Source organism: Micromonospora costi (genome assembly GCF_003626655.1).
In the GTDB taxonomy this organism is placed as follows: Bacteria; Actinomycetota; Actinomycetes; order Mycobacteriales; family Micromonosporaceae; genus Micromonospora; species Micromonospora costi.
On the sequence record NZ_RBAN01000001.1, the window covers coordinates 379028 to 402976 of the forward strand.

Sequence of the window (23949 nt, forward strand, 5' to 3'; positions counted from 1 at the left end):
CGCGGGTCACTGTAACGGCCTCGATCGCCCAGGTCAGCCCGTCGCCGGGCGGCGGACAGAAGTTCGCCTGCCGGGTGTCCGCCGTTCACGGGAGCAGCGGCTCCGGTTCACCCGCGAGCGTCGGCCCGTTAACCCGCCGCGGTTAGCGTTCCGCACCGGTCGGCCGCCCGAGGGCCGCCGGTTCATCCACGGACACGGGAGCACCACATTGAGTGAGTTGAATGGGTCGTCCATTCTGATCACCGGCGGAACGGGTTCCTTCGGCAGGACCTTCCTCCGGCACATCCTCAACGAGGCCGACCCGGCCCGGGTCGTGGTGTTCTCCCGCGACGAACTCAAGCAGTACGAGCTGCGCCAGCAACTCGGCGACGACCCCCGGCTGCGCTGGTTCATCGGCGACATCCGGGACCGGACGCGGCTGACCCGGGCGATGCACGGGGTGGACCACGTGGTGCACGCCGCCGCACTCAAGCAGGTGGACACGGCCGAGTACAACCCGTCGGAGTTCATCGCCACCAACATCACGGGCTCACAGAACGTGGTGGACGCGGCGATCGACGCGGGCGTGAAGAAGGTCATCGCGCTCTCCACCGACAAGGCGTCCAGCCCGATCAACCTGTACGGCGCCACCAAGCTCGTCGGCGACAAGCTGTTCGTCTCCGCCAACCACTACGCCGCCCACCACCCGACCCGGTTCGCCGTGGTGCGCTACGGCAACGTCGTGGGCAGCCGCGGCTCCGTGGTCCCCCTGTTCCGTCGGCTGGCCGCGGAGGGCAAGAGCCTGCCGATCACCGACAAGCGGATGACCCGTTTCTGGATCACGCTGGACCAGGCCGTGCAGTTCGTCATGGACTCGTTCGACCAGATGCGCGGCGGCGAGCTGTTCGTGCCCCGCATCCCCAGCATGCGGATCCTCGACCTGGTCGAGGCGGTCGCCCCGGACGCCACCACGCACGAGATCGGCATCCGGCCGGGCGAGAAGCTGCACGAGGAGATGATCGCGCCGGACGACAGCCGCCGGACGCTGCGCGCCCAGGACCGGTTCATCGTTCAGCCGACCATCGCCGGGTGGGGCTACGAGCCGCCGGCCGGCTGCGAGGCGGTGCCGGACGGCTTCGCGTACCAGTCGGACACCAACGACGAGTGGCTCACCGTCGAGCAGCTGCGCACCATGCTCGGCATCACCGCGTGATGGCGATGCTCCCGTACGGCCGCCAGACGGTCACCGAGGAGGACATCGAGGCGGTCGCCGCGGTGCTGCGCACCGACTGGCTCACCACCGGCCCGCAGGTCGAGGGCTTCGAGGCCGACCTGGCGAAGTGGACCGGCGGGGTGGGCTGCGCCTCGGTCTCGAACGGCACCGCAGCGCTGCACGTGGCGTACGCGGCGGCCGGCGTGGGCCCGGGCGACGAGGTGATCGTCCCGCCGATGACGTTCGTGGCGACGGCCAGCAGCGCGGCGCTGCTCGGCGCGAAGATCGTCTTCGCCGACGTCGAGGAGGAGACCTTCACCCTCGACCCGGCGGCCGCGGCCGCCGCGACCACCTCCCGCACGAAGGTGGTCTCGGCCGTGGACTACGCCGGTCACCCCGCGGACTACGACGCGCTACGCGCGGCGCTGCGGGGGTCGGACGCGCTGCTGCTGGCCGACGCCGCGCACTCGATCGGCGCGACGTACCGCGGCCGGCCGGTCGGTACGCTCGCCGACCTCACCACGTTCTCGTTCTTCCCGACCAAGCACCTCACCACCGGCGAGGGCGGGGCGGTCGCCGCACCGGATCCGGGTCTGCTCGAGCGGGCCCGGCGGTTCCGCAACATCGGGCTCGTCCGCGACCGCGCCGAGCAGCGCTGGCCGGACGAGGGCGGTTGGCACCAGGAGGTGCACGAGTTCGGGCTGAACTACCGGCTGCCGGACGTGCTCTGCGCGCTCGGCCGCGCCCAGCTGCGCCGGCTCGACGCCTTCCTGGCCCGCCGGGCCGAACTGGTGGCCCGCTACGACGAGGCGTTGGCCGGCCTGGACGGCGTGCTCACCCCGGGCCGCCGCTCCTGGGCCGAGCCGGCCTGGCACCTCTACCCGATCCGGGTGCTCGACGGGCGTCGTCGCGAGGTCTACGACGCGATGCGGGCGGCCGGCATCGGCGTGCAGGTGAACTACATCCCCGTGCACTGGCACCCGGCCTTCGCGGACCTGGGTTACCGGCGCGGGTCCTGTCCGGTGGCCGAATCGTTCTACACTCAGCAGCTCTCGCTGCCGCTCTACCCGACGTTGAGCGACGCCGACCAGGACCGCGTCATCGACGCGCTCGGTGCGGCGCTGCGCGGACGTCCCGCGTCCGCCGTCGCCTGATGGGACGCTGATGCACCACGCCAACCACTTCTACGGGCACGCCCACGTCCTCGCCCGCTACGCGGGCCTGGGCGAGGGGCACCCGCCGCGGATCAACGGGTACGTCCAGCACGGCTGGAACATCGGCGACGGCCTGGCCCCCGGCCACCCGTACGCCGACCGGACCCCGAGCCTGCTCTGGTCGGAGCAGACCCGCCGGCGCGCCTGGTCGGTGGGGCGGCGCAACGTGGTGGTCATCGGCGCGCCGTTCGTGTACCTGCTGGCCATGCGCCCGCAGGACCCGCCGGAGTCGGAGCGGGAGGGCACCATCTGGTACCCGTTCCACGGGTGGGAGGGGCAGCACGTCCGCGGCGACCACAAGGAGCTGATCGCCCGGATCCGGGACACCGAGCCCGGCCCGGTGACCGTGTGCCTCTACTGGCACGAGTACGGCATGCGCAAGGTGCGGCGGCTCTACGAGAACGCGGGCTTCCGGGTGATCTGCCACGGCTACCGCGGGCACTGGTGGAAGGACACCGACCCGCACTTCCTCGACAAGCAGCTCACCGAGCTGCGCCGGCACAAGCGGGTGGCGTCGAACCGCCTCACCAGCGCCATCTTCTACGGCATCGCCGCGGGGTGCGAACCGGCGGTGTACGGCGACCCGATGGTGCTCGCCAACGAGGACCCGACGTTCGGCGGGACCGCCCGGGTACGCCGCCAGTGGCCGGAGCTGCACGGCGAGTCGGTCGACCTGCCGACCGCCGTGGCGCTCGCCCGCGCCGAGTTGGGCACCGACCACCGCTGCACACCCGCCGAGCTGCGTGAGCTGCTCGGGTGGGCGAACCGCCAGGAGGGACGAGTTGACCACTGAGACGGCGCCCGCCGACCGGATCGAACTGCCGGGCGGGGAGATGCTGACCTGGTCCGACCTGCCGGAGAAGCGGCTGGCCGACGGTGGCCCGCTGGCCGCGCTGGCGGCCCGGATCGCGCCGCCCGGCTCCCGCGTGCTGCTGGCCGGGCCGCACGACCCGGCGCTGCTCGACCGGCTCGCGCACGCCGAGGTGACCTGCCTGCTGCGCAGCTACCCCGACGCCGTGGCGCTGGCCGACCGCACCGCCCGAGTGCTGGTGGGCGGCCCGGCCGGCCTGCCCGACGGCGAGCTGTTCGACGTGGTGGTCGCCGGAGCCGGCCTGGCCGCGGTCGAGTCGGTGGAGGGCGCGCGCCTCGGCTGGGACGGCGTGCTCGCCCGGCTGGCCGGCGCGCTGCGCCCCGGCGGCGCCCTGCTGCTGCGCGTGGACAACCCGCTGGGGCTGGGGCGGCTGGTCGACACCACCCCCTGGTACGCCCGCCGCGACGACGCCGCCTGGACCATCTCCGGCGTGCTGGACGCCGGCCACCCGGCGAACCGGGCGCAGCTGGACGACCGCCTGGCCGCCGCGGGACTGGAGCCGGCCGCCTGTTTCGCCGCGTACCCGGACGCGGGGGCGACCGTCCTCGTCGACGCCGGAGCCCTGGAGCGGCGCACCACCTCCGGGCTCCTCGACGCCGTGCTGCACGGCGCCTGCGCCGGCCGCGACCCGCGCGAGTCCGTGCTCCAGGACCCGGCCCGGCTGGCCGTCGACGCCCTGTACGCGGGGCAGGCCGCCGCGCTGGCCCCCGGCTGGCTGGCGCTGGCCCGCCGGGCGCCGGCCGGCGTCACCGGGACGCCGGAGGACCTGCCGGTCGCGCTGGTGCAGACCGGTCCGCCCGGCGCCGAGGTGGTCGAGATCGTCGACGGCCCCCAGGGCTGGCGGTGGCGGGTCACCGCGTCCGCCGACCGGGGCGGGTCGCCGACCGCGCCGTTCGCGAGCCGGGAGCTGGCGTACCGGGACCTGGCCGCGCTCGACGGGCAGCCGGTGCCACCGGGTCGCCTGCTGCGCACCCTGCTCCTCGACGCGGCCGTGCGCCGCGACCTCGACGCGCTGCGCGGGCTGCTGCGCGGGTACGCGGACTGGCTGGCCGGGCAGGCCGACGCGGACGACCGGCTTGCCGACGCGGCGGCGCTGGCCGGCGCCGACAACCTGGTGGTCGCCGACGGCCGGTACGCGCTGCTCGACGCGAGCTGGCGCGCCACCGAGCCGATCGCCCGCGACGTCGTGCTCGCCCGCGGCCTGTGGCGGTTCGCCGCGGCGCTGCTCACGGGCGGCTACGCCCACCCGTGGCCGTCCACGCTGGACGTCGCGGGCCTCACCGTGGTGCTCGGCGGCCTCGCCGGGCACGACCTGGACCGGGCCACCGTCTCGGCGGCCGTGGAGACCGAGGCCGCCGTCACCGCGGCGGTACGCGGGCTGGACGCCGAGGGACGGGTGACCCTCGCGACCGAGCTGCGGGCCGTCGAGCCGACCGACCCGCCGGCCGGCCCCCGCAGCTACCAGCAGCTGCACGAGGCCTGGCTGCGCCAGCGGGAGGAGCTGAGCCGGCTCGCCGCGCTGCAGAAGTGGACCGACGAACTGCTCACCTCGCGGGAGAGGGCGCTGCGCCGGGCCGAGGCCACCATCAACCTGCTGAGCGGGTCGCTCAGTTACCGGGTCGGCCGGCTCGCCGTCACGCCGGCCCGTCTGGCGAAGCGGGGCGCCCGGGCGGCCAAGCGCCGTGCGCGCGACGTCCTCGCGCCGAAGAAGGAGCAGCCGTGACCGCGCGGAGGTGCCGCTGATGCGGATCGTGGGAATCGTCCAGGCCCGGATGGGCTCGTCCCGGCTGCCGGGCAAGGTACTGCGCCCGCTCGCCGGCCGCAGCGTGCTCGGCCGCGTCGTCCGGGCCGCGCGGGACAGCGGTCAGCTCGCCGACCTGGTGGTGGCGACCAGCACCGACGCGGTCGACGACGCGGTGGCCGTGGAGTGTGAGCGGCTCGGCGTCCCGTGCCACCGGGGCCCGGTGGACGACGTGCTGAGCCGGTTCGTCGGCGCGCTGGACGCGCACCCCGGTGACGCGGTCATGCGCTTCACGGCCGACTGCCCGCTGCTCGACCCGGAGATCATCACGCTCGTGGCGTCGGTCTACCGGGCGGTGCCGGGGCTCGACTACGCGAGCACGTCCATCGCGCGTACGCTGCCGCGCGGCCTCGACGTGGAGATCATCCGGGCCGAGGCGCTGCGCACCCTCGACCGGCTCGCCACCGACCACCACCGGGTGCACGTCACGTCGTACGCGTACAGCCACCCGGAGCTGTTCCGGGTGCTCGGGGTGACCCTCACCCCGGACCGCTCGGGGCTGCGGCTCACGCTCGACACCGAGCAGGACTGGAACCTGGTGCGGGCCGTCGTGGACCACTTCGGCGACGTGAGCGTGCCGCTGGCCAAGCTCGCCGACTGGCTCGACGGGCAGCCGGCGCTGCGCGCGCTCAACGCCGACGTCCGGCAGAAGCAACTGGAGGAGTCCTGAGCACGGTCCGGGTGGGCCTGCGCTGCGACGCCGGGCCCCGGCGCGGGGTCGGCCACCTCGTCCGTTCGCTGGCGCTCGGCGAGGAGTTCCTGGCCCGTGGCGCCCAGGTCGAGATGTTCGGCTCCGTCGAGTCGGTGGGCTGGGCGGCCGCACAGCTCGCGGCGCGCGGCATCCCGCTGCACCCCGGTCCGGAGACCCCAGCCGAGCTGGTCGAGACCGCCCGCCGGCACCGCCTGGACGTCATGGTCCTCGACTCGTACGAGCTGGACCCGGCCGGTGCGGGCGCGCTGCGTGCCGCCGGCGTGGTCACGCTCGCCGTCGTGGACGACGACACCCGGGGCCAGGACGCCGACGTGTACGTCGACCAGAACTTCGGCACCGAGATCGACGCGCCCGCGTCGCGGCTGCTCGCCGGGTCCGCGTACGCCCTGCTGCGCGACTCGGTGGTGGCCGCCCGGCCGCCGGCGCCCCGGCCCCCGACGCCGGCCGGGCGTCCCCGGGTGCTCGCGTTCTTCGGCGGCACCGACGCGGTCGGCGCCGCGCCGGTGCTGGCGCGGGTGCTGTTCGCGACCGGGCACCCGATGGAGCTGACCGTCGTCGTGGGCCGCCCCGAGATCGAGGCGGAGCTGGAGGACGTCAGCCCGGGTCGCGGGCAGGTGCTGCGCCCGGTGCCGCCCACCGACCGGCTGCCCGCGCTGATCGCCGAGGCGGACCTCGTGGTGAGCGCCGCCGGCACCTCCACCTGGGAACTCTGCTGCCTGGGCGCCCCGGCCGCGCTCGTCTGCGTGGTCGACAACCAGCGCGAGTCGTACCACCGGGTCGTGCGGCACGGCCTGGTCGCCGGGCTGGGCGAGCTGCCGGAGCTGGCGGCCGGCGGGATGGCCGGGCGGACGGCCCGGGCGGCCGCCGCGCGGACCCTGCACGGCCTGCTCTCCTCGCCCGAGCGGCGCGCCGGGCTGTCGGCGCGCGCCTGGGCCGCCGTGGACGGGCGGGGTCGCGCCCGGGTGGCGGACGCCGTGTTCGAGGCACTGCGCGCGGCCACGCTGACCCGCTGAAAACACCGGTCGTACGGGTGTACGAAAGTGCTGCTAGGGTGGGCTCATGACGCAGGCCGCCTACCAGCCGTCGATGCTCGACCTGACCGACGCCGGCCCGTCGCTGGGGCCCCTGTCCCCGCGCCGCCACGTGCTCACCCGGGGCGCCTGGGTCGACCACCTGCCCGGCTGGGTGCGGGGCTCCGACCAGGTGCTCGACGTCCTGCTCCGCGACGTGCCGTGGCGGGCCGAGCGCCGCACGATGTACGACGCCGAGGTCGACGTGCCGAGGCTGCTCTGCTGGTACGACGGCGCCCGCGAGCTGCCGCACCCGGTGCTCACCGCGGCGCGGGAGGCGCTCACCCGGCACTACGCCGCCGAGCTGGGTGAGCCGTTCGTGACCGCGGGCATGTGCCTCTACCGCACGGGCCGCGACAGCGTGGCCTGGCACGGCGACACGATCGGCCGGTCTGCCCACACCGACACGATGGTCGCGATCGTCTCCTTCGGAGCGCCCCGGCCGCTGCTGCTGCGCCCGCGCGGCGGCGGCGAGAGCCTGCGTTTCCCGCTCGGGCACGGCGACCTCATCGTGATGGGTGGCTCCTGCCAGCGCACCTGGGAGCACGCCGTCCCGAAGACAACCCGCGCCACAGGCCCCCGGGTGAGCGTCCAGTTCCGCCCGATCAACGTGGCCTGACCCCGCGCGCGCCGCTCGTTTCTCTCCGCGATCTTGCAGTTTGGGCCCCTGTTCTGCGTTTTTTGCCGGAAATGCCGGGGCGGAAAGTGCAAGATCGCGGGGGCGGGGGCACCGGCGCTCCCCGGGGCCGTGCTACAAACCACGCTCAGGGTCGATACCGCCCCCGTCATCCCTCTGACGCGAAGGGCGCGCCATGACCCAGACCTCCACCGGACCGTCCCGGCGGTCACCCTGGTCCCTGCACGGCGACGGACGATCCGTACGCCCCGGCGACGTGGTCCACCCGGACGAACGGCTCTCCTGGCCGCGCACCGTCGGCGTCGGTGTGCAGCACGTGGTCGCGATGTTCGGCGCCACGTTCACCGTGCCGCTGATCACCGGCTTCCCGCCGGCCACCACGCTCTTCTTCTCCGGGCTGGGCACGCTGCTGTTCCTGCTCATCACCGGCAACCGGCTGCCGTCGTACCTCGGCTCGTCGTTCGCGTTCATCGCCCCGGTGCTGGCCGCGAAGGCCGGTGGGGACATCGGCCCGGCGCTCGGCGGCATCCTCGTGGCCGGCGTGGCGCTGGCGCTGGTCGGCCTGGTGGTGCAGCTCGCCGGCTCCCGCTGGATCGACGCGCTGATGCCGCCCGTGGTCACCGGCGCCATCGTGGCGCTCATCGGGCTCAACTTGGCGCCGGTGGCCTGGGACGGCGGCGGCAGCGGCACCGGCGTGCTGGCCCAGCCGCTGATCGCCGTGGTCACCCTCGCCGCGATCCTGCTCGCGACGGTGGCCTTCCGCGGCTTCCTGGCCCGGCTGTCGATCCTCCTCGGCGTCCTCGTCGGCTGGCTGCTGGCCGCTCTCCTCGGCGACCTGGACCCGGCAGCGGTCACCGGGCTGCGGGAGGCCGCGTGGGTCGGGCTGCCCGACTTCCACGCGCCGACGTTCAGCCTGCGCGCCGTGGTGCTGGTCATTCCGGTGATCCTCGTGCTGATCGCCGAGAACGCCGGGCACGTCAAGGCGGTCGCCGCGATGACGGGGCGCAACCTCGACCGGGACATGGGCCGCGCCTTCCTCGGCGACGGCCTCGCCACCGTCCTCGCGGGCACGGGCGGCGGCTCGGGCACCACCACGTACGCGGAGAACATCGGCGTGATGGCGGCGACCCGCGTCTACTCCACGGCCGCGTACTGGATCGCCGGGTTCGCGGCGGTGCTGCTCGGGCTCAGCCCGAAGTTCGGTGCGCTGATCCTCACCGTGCCGGCCGGCGTGCTGGGCGGCGCGACCACCGCGCTCTACGGGCTGATCGCCATCCTGGGCGCCCGGATCTGGATCGAGAACCGGGTGGACTTCCACGACCCGGTGAACCTCATGACCGCCGCCGTCGCGGTGATCGTCGGCGCAGCTAACTACACCCTGACGGCCGGTGACCTCTCCTTCAACGGCATCGCCCTCGGGACGGCCGCCGCCCTGGTGATCTACCACGGCATGCGCCTGGTCGCCCGCCTCCGCGGCACGACCGCCGAGTCCCGTCGAGGCCCCGAACCCGAACTCTGACCCACCCCATCCGCGCCCGCCGTCACCCCGCACCCGTCCTCACGGGTTGATCATGAAGTTATTGCCCTCCCGACCGGCGTGTCGGCGCAATAACTTCATGATCAACCGTGCACGGAACCGGGGTCGGGGGGCGGCGGCACAGGCACGGCGCCCCGGACCGGTCGGTCCGGGGCGCCGTTCCTGCGGGTCAGTCGCGTTCGATCAGGTGGCCGACCACGGTCGGGCCGAGCATCACGGCGAAGCCGGAACCGTCCCGGCGCGGATCCGCGGCGGGCAGCTCGACCGGCTCACCCGTCGCCGTGGAGCCGACCGGCCGCGGCCCGACCCAGGCGACCACCACGTCGGTCTCGCCCTTGAGGAAACGCTGGGCCCGCACACCGGCGGTCGCGCGCCCCTTCGCCGGGTACGCCCCGAACGGGGTCACCTTGACGGTGGCGCCGGTCGAGGTGACCACCATCGGCTCACCGTGCGACGGGTCGCCCGTGCGGACCGCCCCGAAGAAGACCACCTGCGCACCGGCCGTCAGGTTGATGCCGGCCATGCCGCCACCCCGCAGGCCCTGCGGACGCACCAGGTTGGCGGGGAACCGCAGCAACTGAGCCTCGGAGGTGATGAACGTCAACGCATCGGCGCCGTCGGTCAGCCAGGTCGCCCCGACCACCTCGTCGCCCTCACGCAGGCCGATCACCTCGAACTCGTCGGCGCGTACCGGCCACTCCGGCGCGCAGACCTTGACGACACCCTGGCGGGTGCCGAGCGCCAGCCCCGGCGAACCCTCCGCGCCCGGGCCCAGCGGCGCCAGGCCCACCACGGTCTCCCCCGGCTCCAGCGGCACCAGCTCGGCGGCCGACATGCCGCCGCGCAGCGACAGCGTGCCGGCCTGCTCGGGCAGCACCGGCAGTGGCAGTACGTCGATCTTGAACGCCCGGCCGGCGCTCGTCACCAGCAGCACCCGACCCCGGGCCGTGGAGTGCACGACCGCCCGTACGACGTCGTGCTTCACGCGGCCGTTGCGGCGCCGCCCCTCGGCGGTCTCCTCCGACTCGGCGGCCGTACGCGCCACCAGGCCGGTCGCGGACAGGATGACCTGGCACGGGTCGTCGGCCACCTCCAGCGGGCCGGCCGGCGCGGACGCGGCCAGCACCTCCTTGAGGTCACCGTCGACCAGCGTGGTGCGGCGCGGCGCGCCGAACTGCTTCACCACGGCGGCCAGCTCGTCGGAGACGACCTTCTTGAGCACCTTCGGGTCGTCGAGGATCTTCGACAGCTCGGCGATCTCGGCGCGCAGCTTCTCCTGCTCGGCCTCCAGCTCCAACCGGTCGTACTTCGTGAGCCGGCGCAGGGGCGTGTCCAGGATGTAGGTCGCCTGGATCTCGGAGAGCTTGAACCGCCGCATCAGCGCGTCCTTGGCCGACTGCGCGTCCTCGCTGCCCCGGATGAGCCGGACCACCTTGTCGATGTCGAGCAGCGCGATCAGCAGGCCGTCGACCAGGTGCAGCCGCTCCTCCCGCTTGCGCCGCCGGTACGACGTGCGCCGGGTCACCACCTCGTAGCGGTGGGACAGGAAGACCTCCAGCAGCGCCTTCAGCCCCAGCGTCTGCGGCTGCCCGTCGACCAGCACGAGGTTGTTGACGCCGAACGACTGCTCCAGCGGGGTGAGCCGGTAGAGGTCGGCCAGCAGCGCCTGCGGGTTGACCCCGACCTTGCACTCGACGACGAGCCGGGTGCCGCTCTCGCGGTCGGTGAGGTCCTTCACGTCGGCGATGCCGGTGAGCCGCTTGGTCTTCGTGACCTCGTTGGTGATCGCCGCGATGACCTTCTCGGCGCCCACGCCGTACGGCAGCTCGACGACGGTGATCGCCTGCCGGCCGCGGCTGCCCTCCACCGGGCCGATCTCCACCTTGGCGCGCATGCGGACCACACCCCGGCCCGTCTCGTACGCGCGGCGCACCTCGTCGAGGCCGAGGAGCATGCCGCCGGTGGGCAGGTCGGGGCCCGGCACGAACTCCATGAGCTTGTCGAGCGACGCGTCCGGGTGATTGATCAGCCAGCGGGCCGCCTGGACGACCTCGCCGAGGTTGTGCGGGATCATGTTGGTGGCCATGCCCACCGCGATGCCGGACGCGCCGTTGACCAGCAGGTTGGGGAAGGCCGCCGGCAGCACGGTGGGCTGGGTCAGCGAGCCGTCGTAGTTCGGTTCGAGGTCGACGGTCTCCTCGCCCAGCTCGCCCACGAGCAGCATCGCCTCGCGGGACATCCGCGCCTCGGTGTAGCGCGCCGCCGCCGGGCCGTCGTCCGGGCTGCCGAAGTTGCCGTGCCCGTCGATGAGCGGGACGTTGAGCGAGAAGTCCTGAGCCAGGCGCACCATCGCGTCGTAGATGGCCGCGTCGCCGTGCGGGTGGTACTTACCCATCACGTCGCCGACGATCCGGGCGGACTTCACGTGCCCCCGGTCGGGGCGGTGCCCCTGCTCGTACATCGACCAGAGGATGCGCCGGTGCACGGGCTTGAGCCCGTCGCGGGCGTCGGGCAGGGCGCGGGAGTGGATGACCGAGAAGGCGTACTCCAGGTAGGAGTCGGACACCTCGGTGACCAGCGGGTTGTCGAAGACCCGCGCGCCGGCCTGGTCGAACGTGGAGAGGTCGACCTTCGTTTCCTTGCGGCGTGCCATGCTCAGCTTTCCCCTCGGACGGACCCGGCGCTCGTGCGTCGACCGCTCATGCGTCGATCGCCTCGCGGTCGACCCGGTCGGCGGAGTCGATCAGCCAGTTGCGGCGGGGCTCCACCTTCTCACCCATGAGCAGGTCGAGGATCTGCTCGGCGGCGTCGACGTCGTCCAGGGTGATCCGCCGGACGGCGCGGGTGGCCGGGTTCATGGTGGTCTCCCAGAGCTCGTCGGCGTCCATCTCGCCGAGGCCCTTGAAGCGCGGGATGGGTGTAACGATCTGCTTGCCGGACTTCTCCAACCGGCGGACCGTGGCCTCCATCTCGGCCTGCGTGTAGGTGTAGATCGTCTGCGGGTTACGGCCCTTCGTGGTGATCTTGTGCAGCGGCGGCATCGCGGCGTAGAGCCGGCCGGCCTCGATCAACGGGCGCATGTAGCGGGCGAACAGCGTGATGAGCAGAGTGCGGATGTGGGCGCCGTCCACATCGGCGTCGGCCATGATGAGGACGCGCCCGTAACGCAGCGCCGACAGGTCGAAGGTACGCCCGGAGCCCGCCCCCAGCACCTGGACGATCGCCGCGCACTCGGCGTTGTCGAGAACCTGCTGGAGGTTCGCCTTCTGCACGTTGAGGATCTTGCCTCGGATCGGCAGCAGCGCCTGGTACTCCGACGAGCGGGCCATCCGGCTCGTGCCCAGCGCGCTGTCACCCTCCACGATGAACAGCTCGCTGCGGTCGATGCCGGTGGCCCGGCAGTCGACCAGCTTCGCCGGCATCGACGCGCCCTCCAGCGCGGTCTTGCGGCGGGCGGCGTCCTTCTGCTGCTTCTGGGTGAGCCGGACGCGGGCCGCGTCGACGATCTTCTGCAGGACCGTGCGCGCCTCGGCCCGGGTCTTCCGGTCGTCCAGCCAGGATTTCAGGTGCTGCTCGACCAGGCCCTGCACCACCTTCGTGATGCCGGCGGTGGACAGCTCGTCCTTCGTCTGCGAGGTGAACTGCGGCTCGGGGATCCGCACGTGCACGACCGCGGTCATGCCCTCCAGGACGTCGTCCAGGGTGGGCGCTTCCTCCTTGGCCTTCAGCAGGCCGCGGGTGTTACGCGCGGCGTCGGCCAGGGTGCGGGCCAGGGCCCGCTCGAAGCCCTTGCGGTGGGTGCCGCCGTGTGCGTTGCGGATGGTGTTCGTGAAGCACTCGACGGTGCGCTCGTAGCCGGTGCCCCAGCGGAAGGCGATCTCGACCTCGGCCCGTCGCTGCACGTTGGACTGCATGACGCCGTTGGCGTCGGCGGCGTTCTCCCGGTACGTGCCCTCGCCGGTGACGAGCAGCATGCCGGAGACCGGCCGGTCGCCGGCCGGGGCGATGAACTCCACCATGTCGGTGAGCCCGTTGGGGAAGTGGAACGTCTCCTCGACGGGCGTCTCCCCGGTCTCGTCCCGGAGCTGGTAGGTGACGCCGGGGACGAGGAACGCGGTGTTGCGCAGCTTGAGCCGGACCGCCTCGACGTCGAGCTTCGCGCCGGTCTCGAAGTAGCGCGGGTCGTGCCACCAGCGGATCGACGTGCCGGTCGGCTGGCGGCGCTTCATGGCGCCGACGATCTGCAGGCCGGGGCCCGCGGTGAACGGCGCCTCGGGGCCGTCGCCGTCGAAGACTCCCGGGACCCCGTGCCGGAAGGACATCGCGTGGACCTTGCCACCCCGGCGGACGGTCACGTCGAACCGGCGGGAGAGCGCGTTGACCGCGGAGGCCCCCACGCCGTGCAGGCCGCCCGAGGTCTTGTAGCCCGAGCCGCCGAACTTGCCGCCCGCGTGCAGTCGCGTGAGCACCAGCTCGACCCCGGAGAGACCGGAACGGGCGTGCACGTCCGTGGGGATTCCTCGGCCGTCGTCGTCGACCTGGACCGATCCGTCGGCGTGCAGCGTCACCTCGACAAGGCTGGCGTGACCCGCGACACCCTCGTCCGTGGAGTTGTCGAGGATCTCGTTGACGAGGTGACCCACGCCACGGCTGTCGGTGGAGCCGATGTACATGCCGGGCCGCTTGCGGACGGCGTCCAGCCCCTCCAGGTGCGTGAGGTCGTCGGCCCCGTACAGGGTCTCAGGCTCTGCGGTCAACGGGTCGTACTCCCAGGTCTCGGCGGTGTGGTGCCGCTCACCGGCTCGCTGCGCCGGCCCGGCGCGCCGCAGCGAGCCTAGCCGGATGCCCCGACAAGCCCGCGCGACCCGCCGCGCTGACGCGGCGGCGGCGACGGCGGGGCGTGCCCGGTGCCGTACGCGGCGCCCGGCGGTCCAACGCCCGGTGGCGGCCCCGGATTCCGCGGCCGCCCCGGACGCGCCGGGCGCCCCGGTGTGCCGGCGTCGTGTTTCCCGAGGTCGGCGGCGCGGGACGGCCCGCTCCCGCCGATCTCATGATCGGCATGGTACGGCCGGGCCGGGTGGAACGCGCGGGGCAGTGGGACCTTCGGGGTCGTTGAGACCTGCGGGGCCGGTGGGGCCGGAGTGGGCGCAGTAGTCTCACCGGTCAGGGTGGCGACGGCCGGGGAGGGCATGTGGGCGAGGACGAGGCGACCGCGCGACTGTCGGCGGAGTCCTTGCGGGCCGGTGACCCGACCGGCTGGTTCGAGCGCCTCTACACCGAGGCCGAGCGGGGCGAGGCCGACGTTCCCTGGGACCGCGGGTCGCCGCACGGCCTGCTCGTCGAGTGGGCGACGGCCCGGGAGTTGACCGGCGCGGGCCGGCGCGCGCTCGTCGTGGGCTGCGGCTACGGCCGTGACGCCGAGTACCTGGCCCGGCTCGGCTTCACCACCACGGCCTTCGACATCTCGCCCACCGCCGTACGGGTGGCCCGGGAGCGCCACCCCGACTCGCCGGTCGACTACCGGGTGGCCGACCTGCTCGACCCGCCCGCCGCCTGGCGGCGCGGCTTCGATCTCGTGCTGGAGAGCATGAACGTGCAGGCCCTGCCACCGGAGGTGCGCGTGGCCGCGTTCGGCGCGGTCGGCGAGCCGGTCGCCCCGGGCGGCACGCTGCTGGTCATCGCCGCCGGCCGGGACGAGGCCGAGGCCCCGCCGGCCGCGCCGCCGTGGCCGCTGACCCGTACGGAGATCGACTCCTTCGCCGGGGACGGCCTGGCCCCGGTCGACGTCGAGGCGCTCCGGGACGCGTCCGCCGTCCTGCGCTGGCGCGCCGAGTTCCACCGCCCCGCCTGACCCCCGCACCCCGCCCACGCACCTCGCGCGGCCTGCGCCGGGTGATCAAGAGGTTTGCGTCGGCGGACGCGCCGATCCTGACGCGAACCTCTTGATCACCGGGACAGGTGCGGGCACAGGCATTGACGTGTGTCACCGCGGGGTGATCTGATCGCGCTCTCGGAGGATCTTTCATATTTCCCTCGACAGATGGAGGGCGCATGTCCGGATTCCGTCGTACCGTCCTGGTGGCGGCGCTCGCCGTCGCCACCGCGACACTCTCGGCCGCCGTCGTGCCGGCGGCCCCCGCCTCGGCCGCGCTGCCCACCGCCGCCGTCGCCCTCGGCGACAGCTTCGTGAGCGGCGAGGGCGCCGGGGCGTACGCCCCGGTGGTCGACATCAACGGCGTCGCGCAGGGCTTCCCCGGCTGGACGGCGTCGAACAGCAACGCCTACTTCTGCCACCGCTCGGCCAACGCCTCGCTGCACCGGGCGAACCTGCCGGGCATCCAGGCCCGGTTCAACCTGGCCTGCTCGGGCGGCCAGCCGCACGACATCGCCACGGCGTCGGCCGCACGCACCAAGGGTCGGCAGGTGGCCGCGCAGCTCGACCAACTGCGCGCGGTGGCGCAGACGCACGACATCGACCTCGTCCTGGTCGGGCTCGGCTCGAACAACAGCTCGTTCACCTTCGGCGACGTCGCCGAGACCTGCGCCAACCGCTTCATCGCCGACGCCTGGACCGGCTGGTGGGAGTTCTGGGCGTACCTGAACGGCCCGGTGGAGCAGAAGCCGTGCAGCGACGCCGACCTGGCCACCGCGGCCCAGTACAGCGCCGCGACCGCGGAGACCGTCACGGCCGTACGCCAGCTGCTGACCACGCTCGACCAGGTCGACGCGGACGGCCAGCACCGGATCGTCTTCCAGGACTACACGAACCCGCTGCCGTTCGACCTGCACCCGAACTTCCACAGCGAGGACAGCCGGGACGACACCCGGGACAAGTTCCGCGCGCTCGGGGCCGAGCGGTACGCGGCCGGCTGCCCGATCCACCGGGCCAGCCTGCTGCCCGGCCACCACTTCTCGCAGGGGCTCGGCACCCTGGTGAAGACCACCCGCGACACCCTCGCGGCCGAGTTCCCCGGCGCCGACCTGGTCTACCTGAACGTGCAACGGGCCTTCGACGGCGCCCGGCTCTGCGAGACGGCCGCGAGCCCGACCGGGGCCCTGGCCACCCCGATCCGGCTGCAGGACGACCCGCCGAACGGCGTGTTCGTGACCAGCCTGTCCGGCAAGGACAAGATCGCCATACAGCGGATCGCCAACACCTGCGCCACCTACTTCCAGACCTGCCAGGAGTCGTGGCACCCCAACGCGGCCGGGCACCAGGTGCTCGGGCAGTGCCTGAGCGGCGCGGCGACCACCGCGGCCCGCGCCGTCTCCTGCGTCCGCGCGGGCGACGGGGCGATCACCGTCTCCTGACCCCTCCACCACCTCCGCGATCTTGCACTTTCGGCCCGCGAATTGCGGCAAACACTCCTTTTGCTGGGGCACAAAGTGCAAGATCGCGGGGGAACGGAGGGTTGCTCGGCGTCATCGCTGACTCACCCTCGGTCAGCGAATCTCCACACTCGACGGCCTCGGCCGGAGAAGTCGATGATCTACAGGTTAGGCGGAGAAGTCGGGGGTAGGGACCCGTGTCATGCGGGTCCTCGGTATCAACGCGATCTTTCACGACCCCGCGGCCGCCCTGGTGGTCGACGGACGGGTGGTGGCCGCCGCCGAAGAGGAGCGGTTCAGCCGCCGCAAGCACGGCAAGCGGCCGGTCCCCTTCTCGGCCTGGGAGCTGCCCGAGCTCTCGGCCGCCTGGTGCCTGGCCAGCGCCGGCGTGGGGGTCGACGACCTCGACGCGGTGGCGTACTCCTTCGACCCCGCCCTCTGCCGTGACCCGGAGAGCCTCGGTATCAGTGACCCGTGGGACTGGCTGCGCGTCGAGTACGCCAGCCGGGCTCCGCAGTTCCTCGCGGCCGCCCTGCCCGGGCTGGACCCGGCGAAGGTCCGGTTCGTCCCGCACCACGTCGCGCACGCCGCGTCCGCGGGACTGGCCGCGCCGGACGCGGGCGACGACAGCGCCGTGCTGGTCCTCGACGGACGCGGCGAGGTGGCCAGCCACCTGGCCGGCCGGTACGAGGACGGGCACCTGCGGTCGCTGCGTACGCAGGAGCTTCCACACTCGCTCGGGCTGCTCTACGAGGACCTGACCCGCCACCTGGGCTTCCTGCACTCCAGCGACGAGTACAAGGTGATGGCGCTCGCCTCGTACGGGCGGCCCCGACACCTGGGGCTGCTCCGCGACCTGCTGCGGACCACCGACGACGGCGGCTTCACCGTCGAACGGATCGACTGGGCCAGCCTCGCCAAGGCCCGCGAGCCCGACGGGGAGATGACCGACGACCACGCCGACCTGGCCGCGAGCGTGCAGGCCCGGCTGGAGGAGGTGATCCTCGACCTCGCCCGCTGGCTGTACGACGCCTCCGGCGGCGCGTCCACCCTCGCCATGGCCGGTGGGGTGGCGCTGAACTGCGTAGCCAACGCGCGGATCGCGGCCGAGGGCCCGTACCGGCGCGTATGGGTGCAGCCGGCCGCGGGGGACTCGGGCACCGCGCTCGGCGCCGCGCTGCACGTGGCCCGCGACCTCGGCGACCCGTCCGTGCCCATGGCCGGGGCGGACCTGGGCCGAGGCTGGTCCGACGAGGAGTTGGAGGCGGAGCTGCGCCGCGCGGCGCTGCCCTACACCCGGCCGGCGTCGATCGCCGCCGAGGCGGCCCGGGTGCTGGCCGGCAACGGGATCGCGGCCTGGTACCAGGGACGCAGCGAGTACGGGCCGCGGGCGCTCGGGCACCGCTCGCTGCTGGCGCACCCCGGCGACCCGGCCACCACCGCCCGCATGAACGACGTCAAGGGCCGCGAGCAGTTCCGGCCCATCGCCCCGATGGTCCGCGCCGAGCGGGCCGCCGAGATCTTCGAGGGGCAGCTGCCCAGCCCGTACATGCTCTTCGTGCACCAGGTGAAGCCCGAGTGGCGGGACCGGATTCCGGCGGTCACCCACGTGGACGGGACGGCCCGCGTGCAGACCGTGTCGTCCGACACCGAGCCGCTGGTGGCGGAGCTGCTGGCCGAGTTCGAGCGGCTGACCGGCCTGCCGGTGGTGGTGAACACCTCGCTGAACACCGCGGGGCGTCCCATGGTGGACACCCCGCGGGAGGCCATGGAGCTGTTCGGATCGGCGCCGGTGGAGCTGCTCGCGCTCGGCCCGTTCGCGGTACGCCGTGGTGCGCTGGGCGGTGGCCGGTGATCAGCATCGTGGTGCCGACCCTCGGGCGGCCCAGCCTCGCGGTGCTGCTGGAGGCGCTCGCCGGCCAGCTCGACGATCTGCCGGGACTGGAGGTGCTGCTGGTCGACGACCGGCGTGAGGCCACCGGTGAGCTGGCGGTGCCGGGGGCGCTGGCCGCGTCCACCAAGGTGCTCGCCGGGCGCGGCGCGGGCCCGGCGGCCGCCCGCAACGCCGGGTGGCGGGCGGCCCGGGGCCCGTGGGTCGTCTTCCTGGACGACGACGTGGTGCCCGCGGGCGACTGGGGCCCTCGGCTCGTCGCGGATCTGGCCGTCGGGGAGCGGACGGGCGGGGTGCAGGGCACCGTACGCGTGCCGCTGCCCACGCACCGGCGGCCGACCGACTGGGAGCGGGGCACCGCGGGCCTGGCCGAGGGTGAGTGGATCACCGCCGACATGGCCTACCGGCGGGACGCGCTGGCCGCCGTGGGCGGCTTCGACGAGCGTTTCCCCCGCGCCTACCGGGAGGACGCCGAGCTGGCCCACCGGGTCCGCCGCGCCGGCTGGGACCTGGTTCGCGGGCGGCGCGTGGTGACGCATCCGGTACGCCCGGAGGGCTGCTGGGTCAGCCTGCGCACCCAGCGCGGCAACGCCGACGACGCGCTGCTGCGCCGGCTGTACGGGCCGCGCTGGCGTACGGCGCTCGGGCTGCCCCCGGGACGGCGGCACCGGCACCTGACGGTCACCGCCGCGGGCGTCCTGGCCCTGGCCGGAGCCGCCCTGCACGCCCGGCCGCCTGGCGCGATCGGCGCCCGGCGGCTGCTCGGCCTGGCCACCGGCGCCGCCGCGCTCACCTGGGCGGCGGGCACCGCCGAGTTCGCCCGCGCCCGGATCGCGCCCGGCCCCCGGTCGGTCGGCGAGGTCACCACCATGCTGGCGACCAGCGTGCTCATCCCGCCGCTGGCGGTCGCCCACTGGGCGCGCGGCTGGTGGAGCACCCGGGACGTACGCCCGGAGGTGGCGCCGTGACCCTCTTCGATGCGGTGTTGCTGGATCGGGATGGCACGTTGGTGGAGGACGTGCCGTACAACGGTGATCCGGAGAAGGTGCGGCTGTTGCCGGGTGTGCGGGTGGGGTTGGACCGGTTGCGGGCGGCGGGGTTGCGGTTGGGTGTGGTGTCGAACCAGTCGGGTTTGGCGCGTGGGTTTTTTTCGGTGGGTCAGATGCGTGCGGTGCATGCGCGGATCGAGGCGTTGGTGGGGCCGTTCGATTCGTGGCAGGTGTGTCCGCACGATGAGGCGGATGGGTGCCTCTGTCGGAAGCCGTTGCCGGGGTTGGTGCGGGCGGCGGCGGTGGAGTTGGGGACGGTGCCGGGCCGGTGTGTGGTGGTGGGGGACATTGGTCGGGATGTCACGGCGGCGTTGGCGGCGGGTGCGGTGGGGGTGTTGGTGCCGACGCCGGTGACGCGGTCGGAGGAGGTCGCGGCGGCGCCGTGGGTGGCGGGTGATTTCTGCGAGGCGGTGGAGGAGATCCTGCGCCGCCAGCACGCCGTCCAACCGGCCGTGCGGCCAGCCGTCGGGCGGCGGGGTGGGACGGTGTTGGTGGTGCGCGCCGATTCGGCGGGGGATGTGCTGGTCACCGGCCCCGCGATCCGGGCGGTGGCGCACGGCGCGGATCGGGTGGTGTTGCTGTGCGGGCCGCGGGGTCGTGCCGCGGCGGGCCTGCTACCCGGCGTGGACGAGGTCGTGGAGCATCCGTTGCCGTGGATCGACCCGGACCCCGACCGGGTGAACCCCGCGGAGATGGCGGCGTTGACGCGCCGGTTGGCCGCGGTGGGCGCGGACGAGGCGGTCATCTTCACCTCGTTCCACCAGTCCCCGCTGCCGCTGGCGCTGCTGCTGCGCATGGCGGGGGTGCGCCGGGTGGCGGGGATCAGTGAGGACTATCCGGGCAGTCTGCTCGACGTGCGGCACCGGGTCCCGCCCGGTGTTCCCGAACCCGAACGCGCCCTGTCCCTCGCCGCCGCCGCCGGCTACGGCCTGGCCCCCGCCGACCAACCCACCCTCCGACTGCGGGCCGAGGCGCTGGCGACCCGGCCCGGCGAGGCGGCCGCCACCGGCCCGGACGGGTACGTCGTGGTGCACCCCGGAGCGTCGGTGCCCGCCCGCGCCGCTGCACCGCAGCGGTACGCCGACATCGTCGCGGCGCTCACCGCGGCCGGGCACCGGGTGCTCGTCACCGGCGGGCCGGCCGAGCGCGAGCTGACGGAACGGGTCGCCGCCGCCGGTGGCGTAGACCTCGGCGGGCGGTTCGATCTCGCAGGACTCGCCCGGGTGCTCGCCCGGGCGAGCTGCCTCGTGGTGGGCAACACCGGCCCGGCCCACCTGGCCGCAGCGGTCGGCACCCCGGTCGTCAGCCTGTTCGCGCCGACCGTCCCGTTCGGACAGTGGGGTCCCTACCGGGTGCCCACCGTACGCCTCGGCGACGCCACGGCACCCTGCCGCGACACCCGCGCCGCCACCTGCCCCGTCCCCGGCCACCCTTGCCTGGCCGGCGTCGACCCGGCCGACGTCGTGGCGGCCGTCCGCGTCCTCGCCTCCCCCGGTTGACCGTCCCGACCACCCCCGACCCACGTCCGCCACCGCCGCGAAGGAGAGGCATGAACGTCCTGCTCTGGCACGTGCACGGCTCCTGGACCACCGCGTTCGTGCACGGCCGGCACCGCTACCTCGTGCCGACCACCCCCGACCGCGGCCCCTACGGCCTCGGCCGCGCCCGCACCTACCCCTGGCCCGACACCACCATCGAAATCCACCCCGACGACCTCCCCACCACCGACGTCGACCTCGTCATCCTCCAACGCCCCGAAGAAATCGACCTCACCGAACAATGGCTACACCGCCGCCCCGGCCGCGACGTACCCGCCATCTACGTCGAACACAACACCCCCAAAGACGGCGACATCCCCCACAGCCGCCACCCCCTCGCCGACCGCGACGACCTGCTCATCGCCCACGTGACGCACTTCAACGACCTGTTCTGGGACTGCGGTGGCACCCGCACGACGGTGGTGGAGCACGGGATCGTCCCGCCCGCCGTGGAGTACACCGGCGACCTGGAGCGGCTCGCCGTGGTCACGAACGAGCCGGTACGCCGCTGGCGGGTCACCGGCACCGACCTGATCCCCCGGTTCACGCCGGTGGCGCCGCTGGACGTGTTCGGGATGGGCGTGGCCGGGCTGGCCGACGCGCTCGCCGCCCGCGGGCCGCTGCGCGGTCCGACGGCCGCGGGAGGGGCGCGGGTCGGCGGGACGCGGACTGACGGGACGCGGGGCGACGTCGACGCGGACCTGCTGCCGCTGACCGCCCACGAGGACCTGCCGCAGGCCACGATGCACGCCGAGCTGGCACGGCGGCGGGCGTACCTGCACCTGTGCCGGTGGACCTCACTCGGGCTCAGCCTCATCGAGGCCATGGCGATCGGCATGCCGGTCGTCGCGCTGGCCACCACCGAGGCGGTGGACGCCGTACCCCCCGACGCCGGCGTGCTGTCCACCCGGGTCGACACGCTCGTCGAGGCGGCCCGGTGGCTCGTCGAGGACCGCGACGCGGCGTACCGGTTGGGGGCACGGGCGCGCGAGGTGGCCAAGGAACGGTTCGGGCTCGACCGGTTCCTCGCCGACTGGGACCGACTCATGGAGGAGGAAACATGCGCATAGCGATGATCTCTGAGCACGCCAGCCCGCTCGCCGCTCTCGGTGAGGAGGACGCCGGCGGGCAGAACACGCACGTCGCCGAGCTGGCGGCCGCGCTGGCGACCGAGGGCCACGATGTGCGCGTGTACACGCGGCGGGACTCCCCGGTGCTCCCCGACGTGGTGGGCGTCGCCGAGGGCTACCAGGTGCTGCACGTACCGGCCGGCCCGGCCCGGCGGGTGCCGAAGGACGAGCTGCTGCCGTACATGGGCGAGTTCGGTCGCTGGCTCGCCGTGCAGTGGCGCGACGGCGACTGGACGCCGGACGTGGCGCACGCGCACTTCTGGATGAGCGGGCTCGCCACCGTGCACGCGGGCCGGCGGGCCGGGGTGCCGATGGTGCTCACGTACCACGCGCTCGGCACCGTGAAGCGGCGGCACCAGCGCGAGCGGGACACCAGCCCACCGGGCCGGATCGGCTACGAGCGGGCGCTCGGGCGGGCCGCCGACCGGGTCATCGTCCAGTGCCAGGACGAGATCCGCGAGCTCGTCCGGCTGGGCGTGCCGCGCAGCCGCATGACCCTGGTCCCGTCCGGGGTCAACCAGGAGATGTTCCGTCCCGACGGTCCGGCCGTCGCCCGCGACCCGGCCCGGCCGCGCATCCTCACCGTCGGACGGATGGTGGAACGCAAGGGGTTCCAGGACGTCATCCGGGCGCTGCCGGCCGTGCCGGACACCGAGTGCGTGGTGGTCGGCGGCCCGCCCGCCGACCTGCTCCCGGCCGACACGTTCGCCCGGCGGCTGCGGGCGCTCGCCGAGTCGTGCGGGGTCGCCGACCGGGTACGGCTGGTCGGGGCGGTCCCACGGGAGGAGATGGGCCGCTGGTACCGGTCGGCCGACGTGCTGGTGGCCGCCCCCTGGTACGAGCCGTTCGGGCTCACCCCGCTGGAGGGGATGGCCTGCGGGGTGCCGGTGATCGGGACGAACGTCGGCGGGATCGCCGACACCGTCGTGGACGGCCTGACCGGGGACCTGGTCCCGCCGCGCGATCCGCGGGCGCTGGGCACCGCGATCCGGCGGCTGCTGAGCGACCGGATCCGGCGGTTCGCGTACGCCACGGCGGCGCTCGACCGGATCCGCAGCAGCTACTCGTGGAAGCGGGCCGCCGAGCAGCTCGGCGCCGTCTACACGGCGGTCAGCGCGTTCGGTCGTCCCACCCCGGCGGTGGCCTGATGACCGGGACGCTCTCCGTCGTCGACGCGCACCTCAGCGGCCTGGCGGCGGCACTGCTGCCGTACCGTCAGGTCGCCGAGCGGCTCTCCGGGTGGGGCACCGAGCTGGCCTGGACGCTGGCCGGGGGCGGGCGGTTGCTGGTGGCCGGCAACGGCGGCAGCGCCGCCGAAGCCCAACACCTCACCGCCGAACTCGTCGGCAAACTCCGCGACGACCGCCAACCCCTGTCCGCCATCGCCCTACACGCCGAAACCTCCGCCCTCACCGCCATCGCCAACGACTACGGCTACGACACCGTCTTCGCCCGCCAGGTCCGCGCCCACGGCCGACCCGGCGACATCCTCCTCCTGCTCTCCACCAGCGGCACCAGCCCCAACCTCCTCACCGCCGCCCACACCGCCCACGACACCGGCCTGCGCACCTGGGCCTTCACCGGCCCCGCCCCCAACCCCCTCGCCGACGCCTGCGACGACGTGCTCGCCGTACCCTCACCCGACAGCCAGGTCGTGCAGGAACTGCACCTGGTCTCCACCCACGTGCTCTGCGAGTACGTCGACCAGGCCCTGCCGCTGGTGCGGCAGCTGCCACGGCTGGCCGCGCCCGGACCGCACGGCCCGGGTCTGTCCGCCGGGCCCACGATGGACGGTCGGGGCCTCACCGCCGTCGGCAGCACCGCGCGCCTGCCGGGCCACGTGCCAAACGGGTCCCACGGGCCGAACGGATCCCACGGCTCGAACGGCCACGGCCCGAACGGCCACGGCCCGAACGGCCACGGCCCGAACGGGCACGGGCGGAACGGGTCGCACGGGCACGGGCCGAGCGCGGGCACC

The 23949-nt window shown here is 74.0% G+C and carries 17 protein-coding genes and 1 pseudogene; 16 read left to right on the top strand and 2 right to left on the bottom strand.

Annotated elements, in window-relative coordinates:
- The first annotated feature begins 208 nt into the window (after positions 1–208).
- The 8 genes from pseB to D7193_RS01790 all read left to right on the top strand — a co-directional run bounded on the left by pseB (position 209) and on the right by D7193_RS01790 (position 9016).
- Complete coding sequence (gene pseB, locus D7193_RS01755) at positions 209–1192, top strand: UDP-N-acetylglucosamine 4,6-dehydratase (inverting) (RefSeq protein WP_120777626.1); 984 nt, start codon at positions 209–211, stop codon at positions 1190–1192.
- 5 nt (positions 1193–1197) lie between these two features.
- Positions 1198–2346, top strand: a complete 1149-nt coding sequence (locus D7193_RS01760; RefSeq protein ID WP_120779172.1) for a DegT/DnrJ/EryC1/StrS family aminotransferase — start codon at positions 1198–1200, stop codon at positions 2344–2346.
- 10 nt (positions 2347–2356) lie between these two features.
- Positions 2357–3199, top strand: a complete 843-nt coding sequence (locus D7193_RS01765) for a hypothetical protein (RefSeq protein ID WP_120779173.1) — start codon at positions 2357–2359, stop codon at positions 3197–3199.
- Positions 3189–5000, top strand: coding sequence for a class I SAM-dependent methyltransferase (locus D7193_RS01770; RefSeq protein WP_120777627.1), 1812 nt, complete (start codon positions 3189–3191; stop codon positions 4998–5000). The genes D7193_RS01765 and D7193_RS01770 overlap by 11 nt, the downstream gene beginning before the upstream one ends.
- Positions 5001–5016: 16 nt before the next feature.
- Complete coding sequence (locus D7193_RS01775) at positions 5017–5748, top strand: cytidylyltransferase domain-containing protein (protein ID WP_120779174.1); 732 nt, start codon at positions 5017–5019, stop codon at positions 5746–5748.
- The gene (locus tag D7193_RS01780; protein ID WP_120777628.1) at positions 5745–6803 is read left to right on the top strand and encodes a PseG/SpsG family protein; all 1059 of its coding nucleotides are present in this window, start codon (positions 5745–5747) and stop codon (positions 6801–6803) included. The genes D7193_RS01775 and D7193_RS01780 overlap by 4 nt, the downstream gene beginning before the upstream one ends.
- 46 nt (positions 6804–6849) lie before the next feature.
- Positions 6850–7479, top strand: a complete 630-nt coding sequence (locus tag D7193_RS01785) for an alpha-ketoglutarate-dependent dioxygenase AlkB (protein ID WP_120777629.1) — start codon at positions 6850–6852, stop codon at positions 7477–7479.
- Positions 7480–7672: 193 nt separating this feature from the next.
- Positions 7673–9016, top strand: a complete 1344-nt coding sequence (locus tag D7193_RS01790; protein WP_120777630.1) for a uracil-xanthine permease family protein — start codon at positions 7673–7675, stop codon at positions 9014–9016.
- 187 nt (positions 9017–9203) lie between these two features.
- Here D7193_RS01790 and D7193_RS01795 read toward each other — a convergent pair whose 3' ends face one another.
- Both D7193_RS01795 and D7193_RS01800 read right to left on the bottom strand, forming a co-directional pair.
- Positions 9204–11687 carry a DNA gyrase/topoisomerase IV subunit A gene (locus D7193_RS01795; protein WP_120777631.1) on the bottom strand — a complete coding sequence of 828 codons (2484 nt, stop codon included), beginning with the start codon at positions 11685–11687 and terminating at the stop codon, positions 9204–9206.
- Positions 11688–11733: 46 nt separating this feature from the next.
- The gene (locus D7193_RS01800; protein WP_120777632.1) at positions 11734–13791 is read right to left on the bottom strand and encodes a DNA gyrase/topoisomerase IV subunit B; all 2058 of its coding nucleotides are present in this window, start codon (positions 13789–13791) and stop codon (positions 11734–11736) included.
- A 434-nt stretch (positions 13792–14225) separates the two neighbouring features.
- On the opposite strand from D7193_RS01800, the gene D7193_RS01805 reads away from it, so the two are divergent.
- The 8 genes and pseudogenes from D7193_RS01805 to D7193_RS01840 all read left to right on the top strand — a co-directional run.
- The gene (locus D7193_RS01805; RefSeq protein ID WP_206611836.1) at positions 14226–14885 is read left to right on the top strand and encodes a class I SAM-dependent methyltransferase; all 660 of its coding nucleotides are present in this window, start codon (positions 14226–14228) and stop codon (positions 14883–14885) included.
- A 200-nt stretch (positions 14886–15085) separates the two neighbouring features.
- The gene (locus D7193_RS01810) at positions 15086–16345 is read left to right on the top strand and encodes an SGNH/GDSL hydrolase family protein (RefSeq protein WP_120777633.1); all 1260 of its coding nucleotides are present in this window, start codon (positions 15086–15088) and stop codon (positions 16343–16345) included.
- A 220-nt stretch (positions 16346–16565) separates the two neighbouring features.
- Complete coding sequence (locus D7193_RS01815; protein WP_120777634.1) at positions 16566–18218, top strand: carbamoyltransferase family protein; 1653 nt, start codon at positions 16566–16568, stop codon at positions 18216–18218.
- Entirely contained in the window at positions 18215–19222 is a 1008-nt protein-coding gene (locus D7193_RS33630; protein ID WP_174242524.1) for a glycosyltransferase family 2 protein, read from the top strand. The genes D7193_RS01815 and D7193_RS33630 overlap by 4 nt, the downstream gene beginning before the upstream one ends.
- A complete protein-coding gene (locus D7193_RS01825) occupies positions 19168–20802 on the top strand; it encodes an HAD-IIIA family hydrolase (RefSeq protein ID WP_377456427.1) in 1635 nt (544 codons plus the stop codon). The genes D7193_RS33630 and D7193_RS01825 overlap by 55 nt, the downstream gene beginning before the upstream one ends.
- A 50-nt stretch (positions 20803–20852) precedes the next feature.
- Complete coding sequence (locus tag D7193_RS01830) at positions 20853–21911, top strand: glycosyltransferase (protein WP_120777635.1); 1059 nt, start codon at positions 20853–20855, stop codon at positions 21909–21911.
- Positions 21902–23119 (top strand): glycosyltransferase, encoded by a 1218-nt coding sequence (locus D7193_RS01835; RefSeq protein WP_120777636.1) that lies wholly within the window; start codon positions 21902–21904, stop codon positions 23117–23119. The genes D7193_RS01830 and D7193_RS01835 overlap by 10 nt, the downstream gene beginning before the upstream one ends.
- A pseudogene (locus D7193_RS01840) lies at positions 23119–23772 on the top strand (D-sedoheptulose-7-phosphate isomerase); the annotation flags it as partial. The gene D7193_RS01835 and the pseudogene D7193_RS01840, both read left to right, overlap by 1 nt.
- Between the last annotated feature and the right edge of the window lie 177 nt (positions 23773–23949).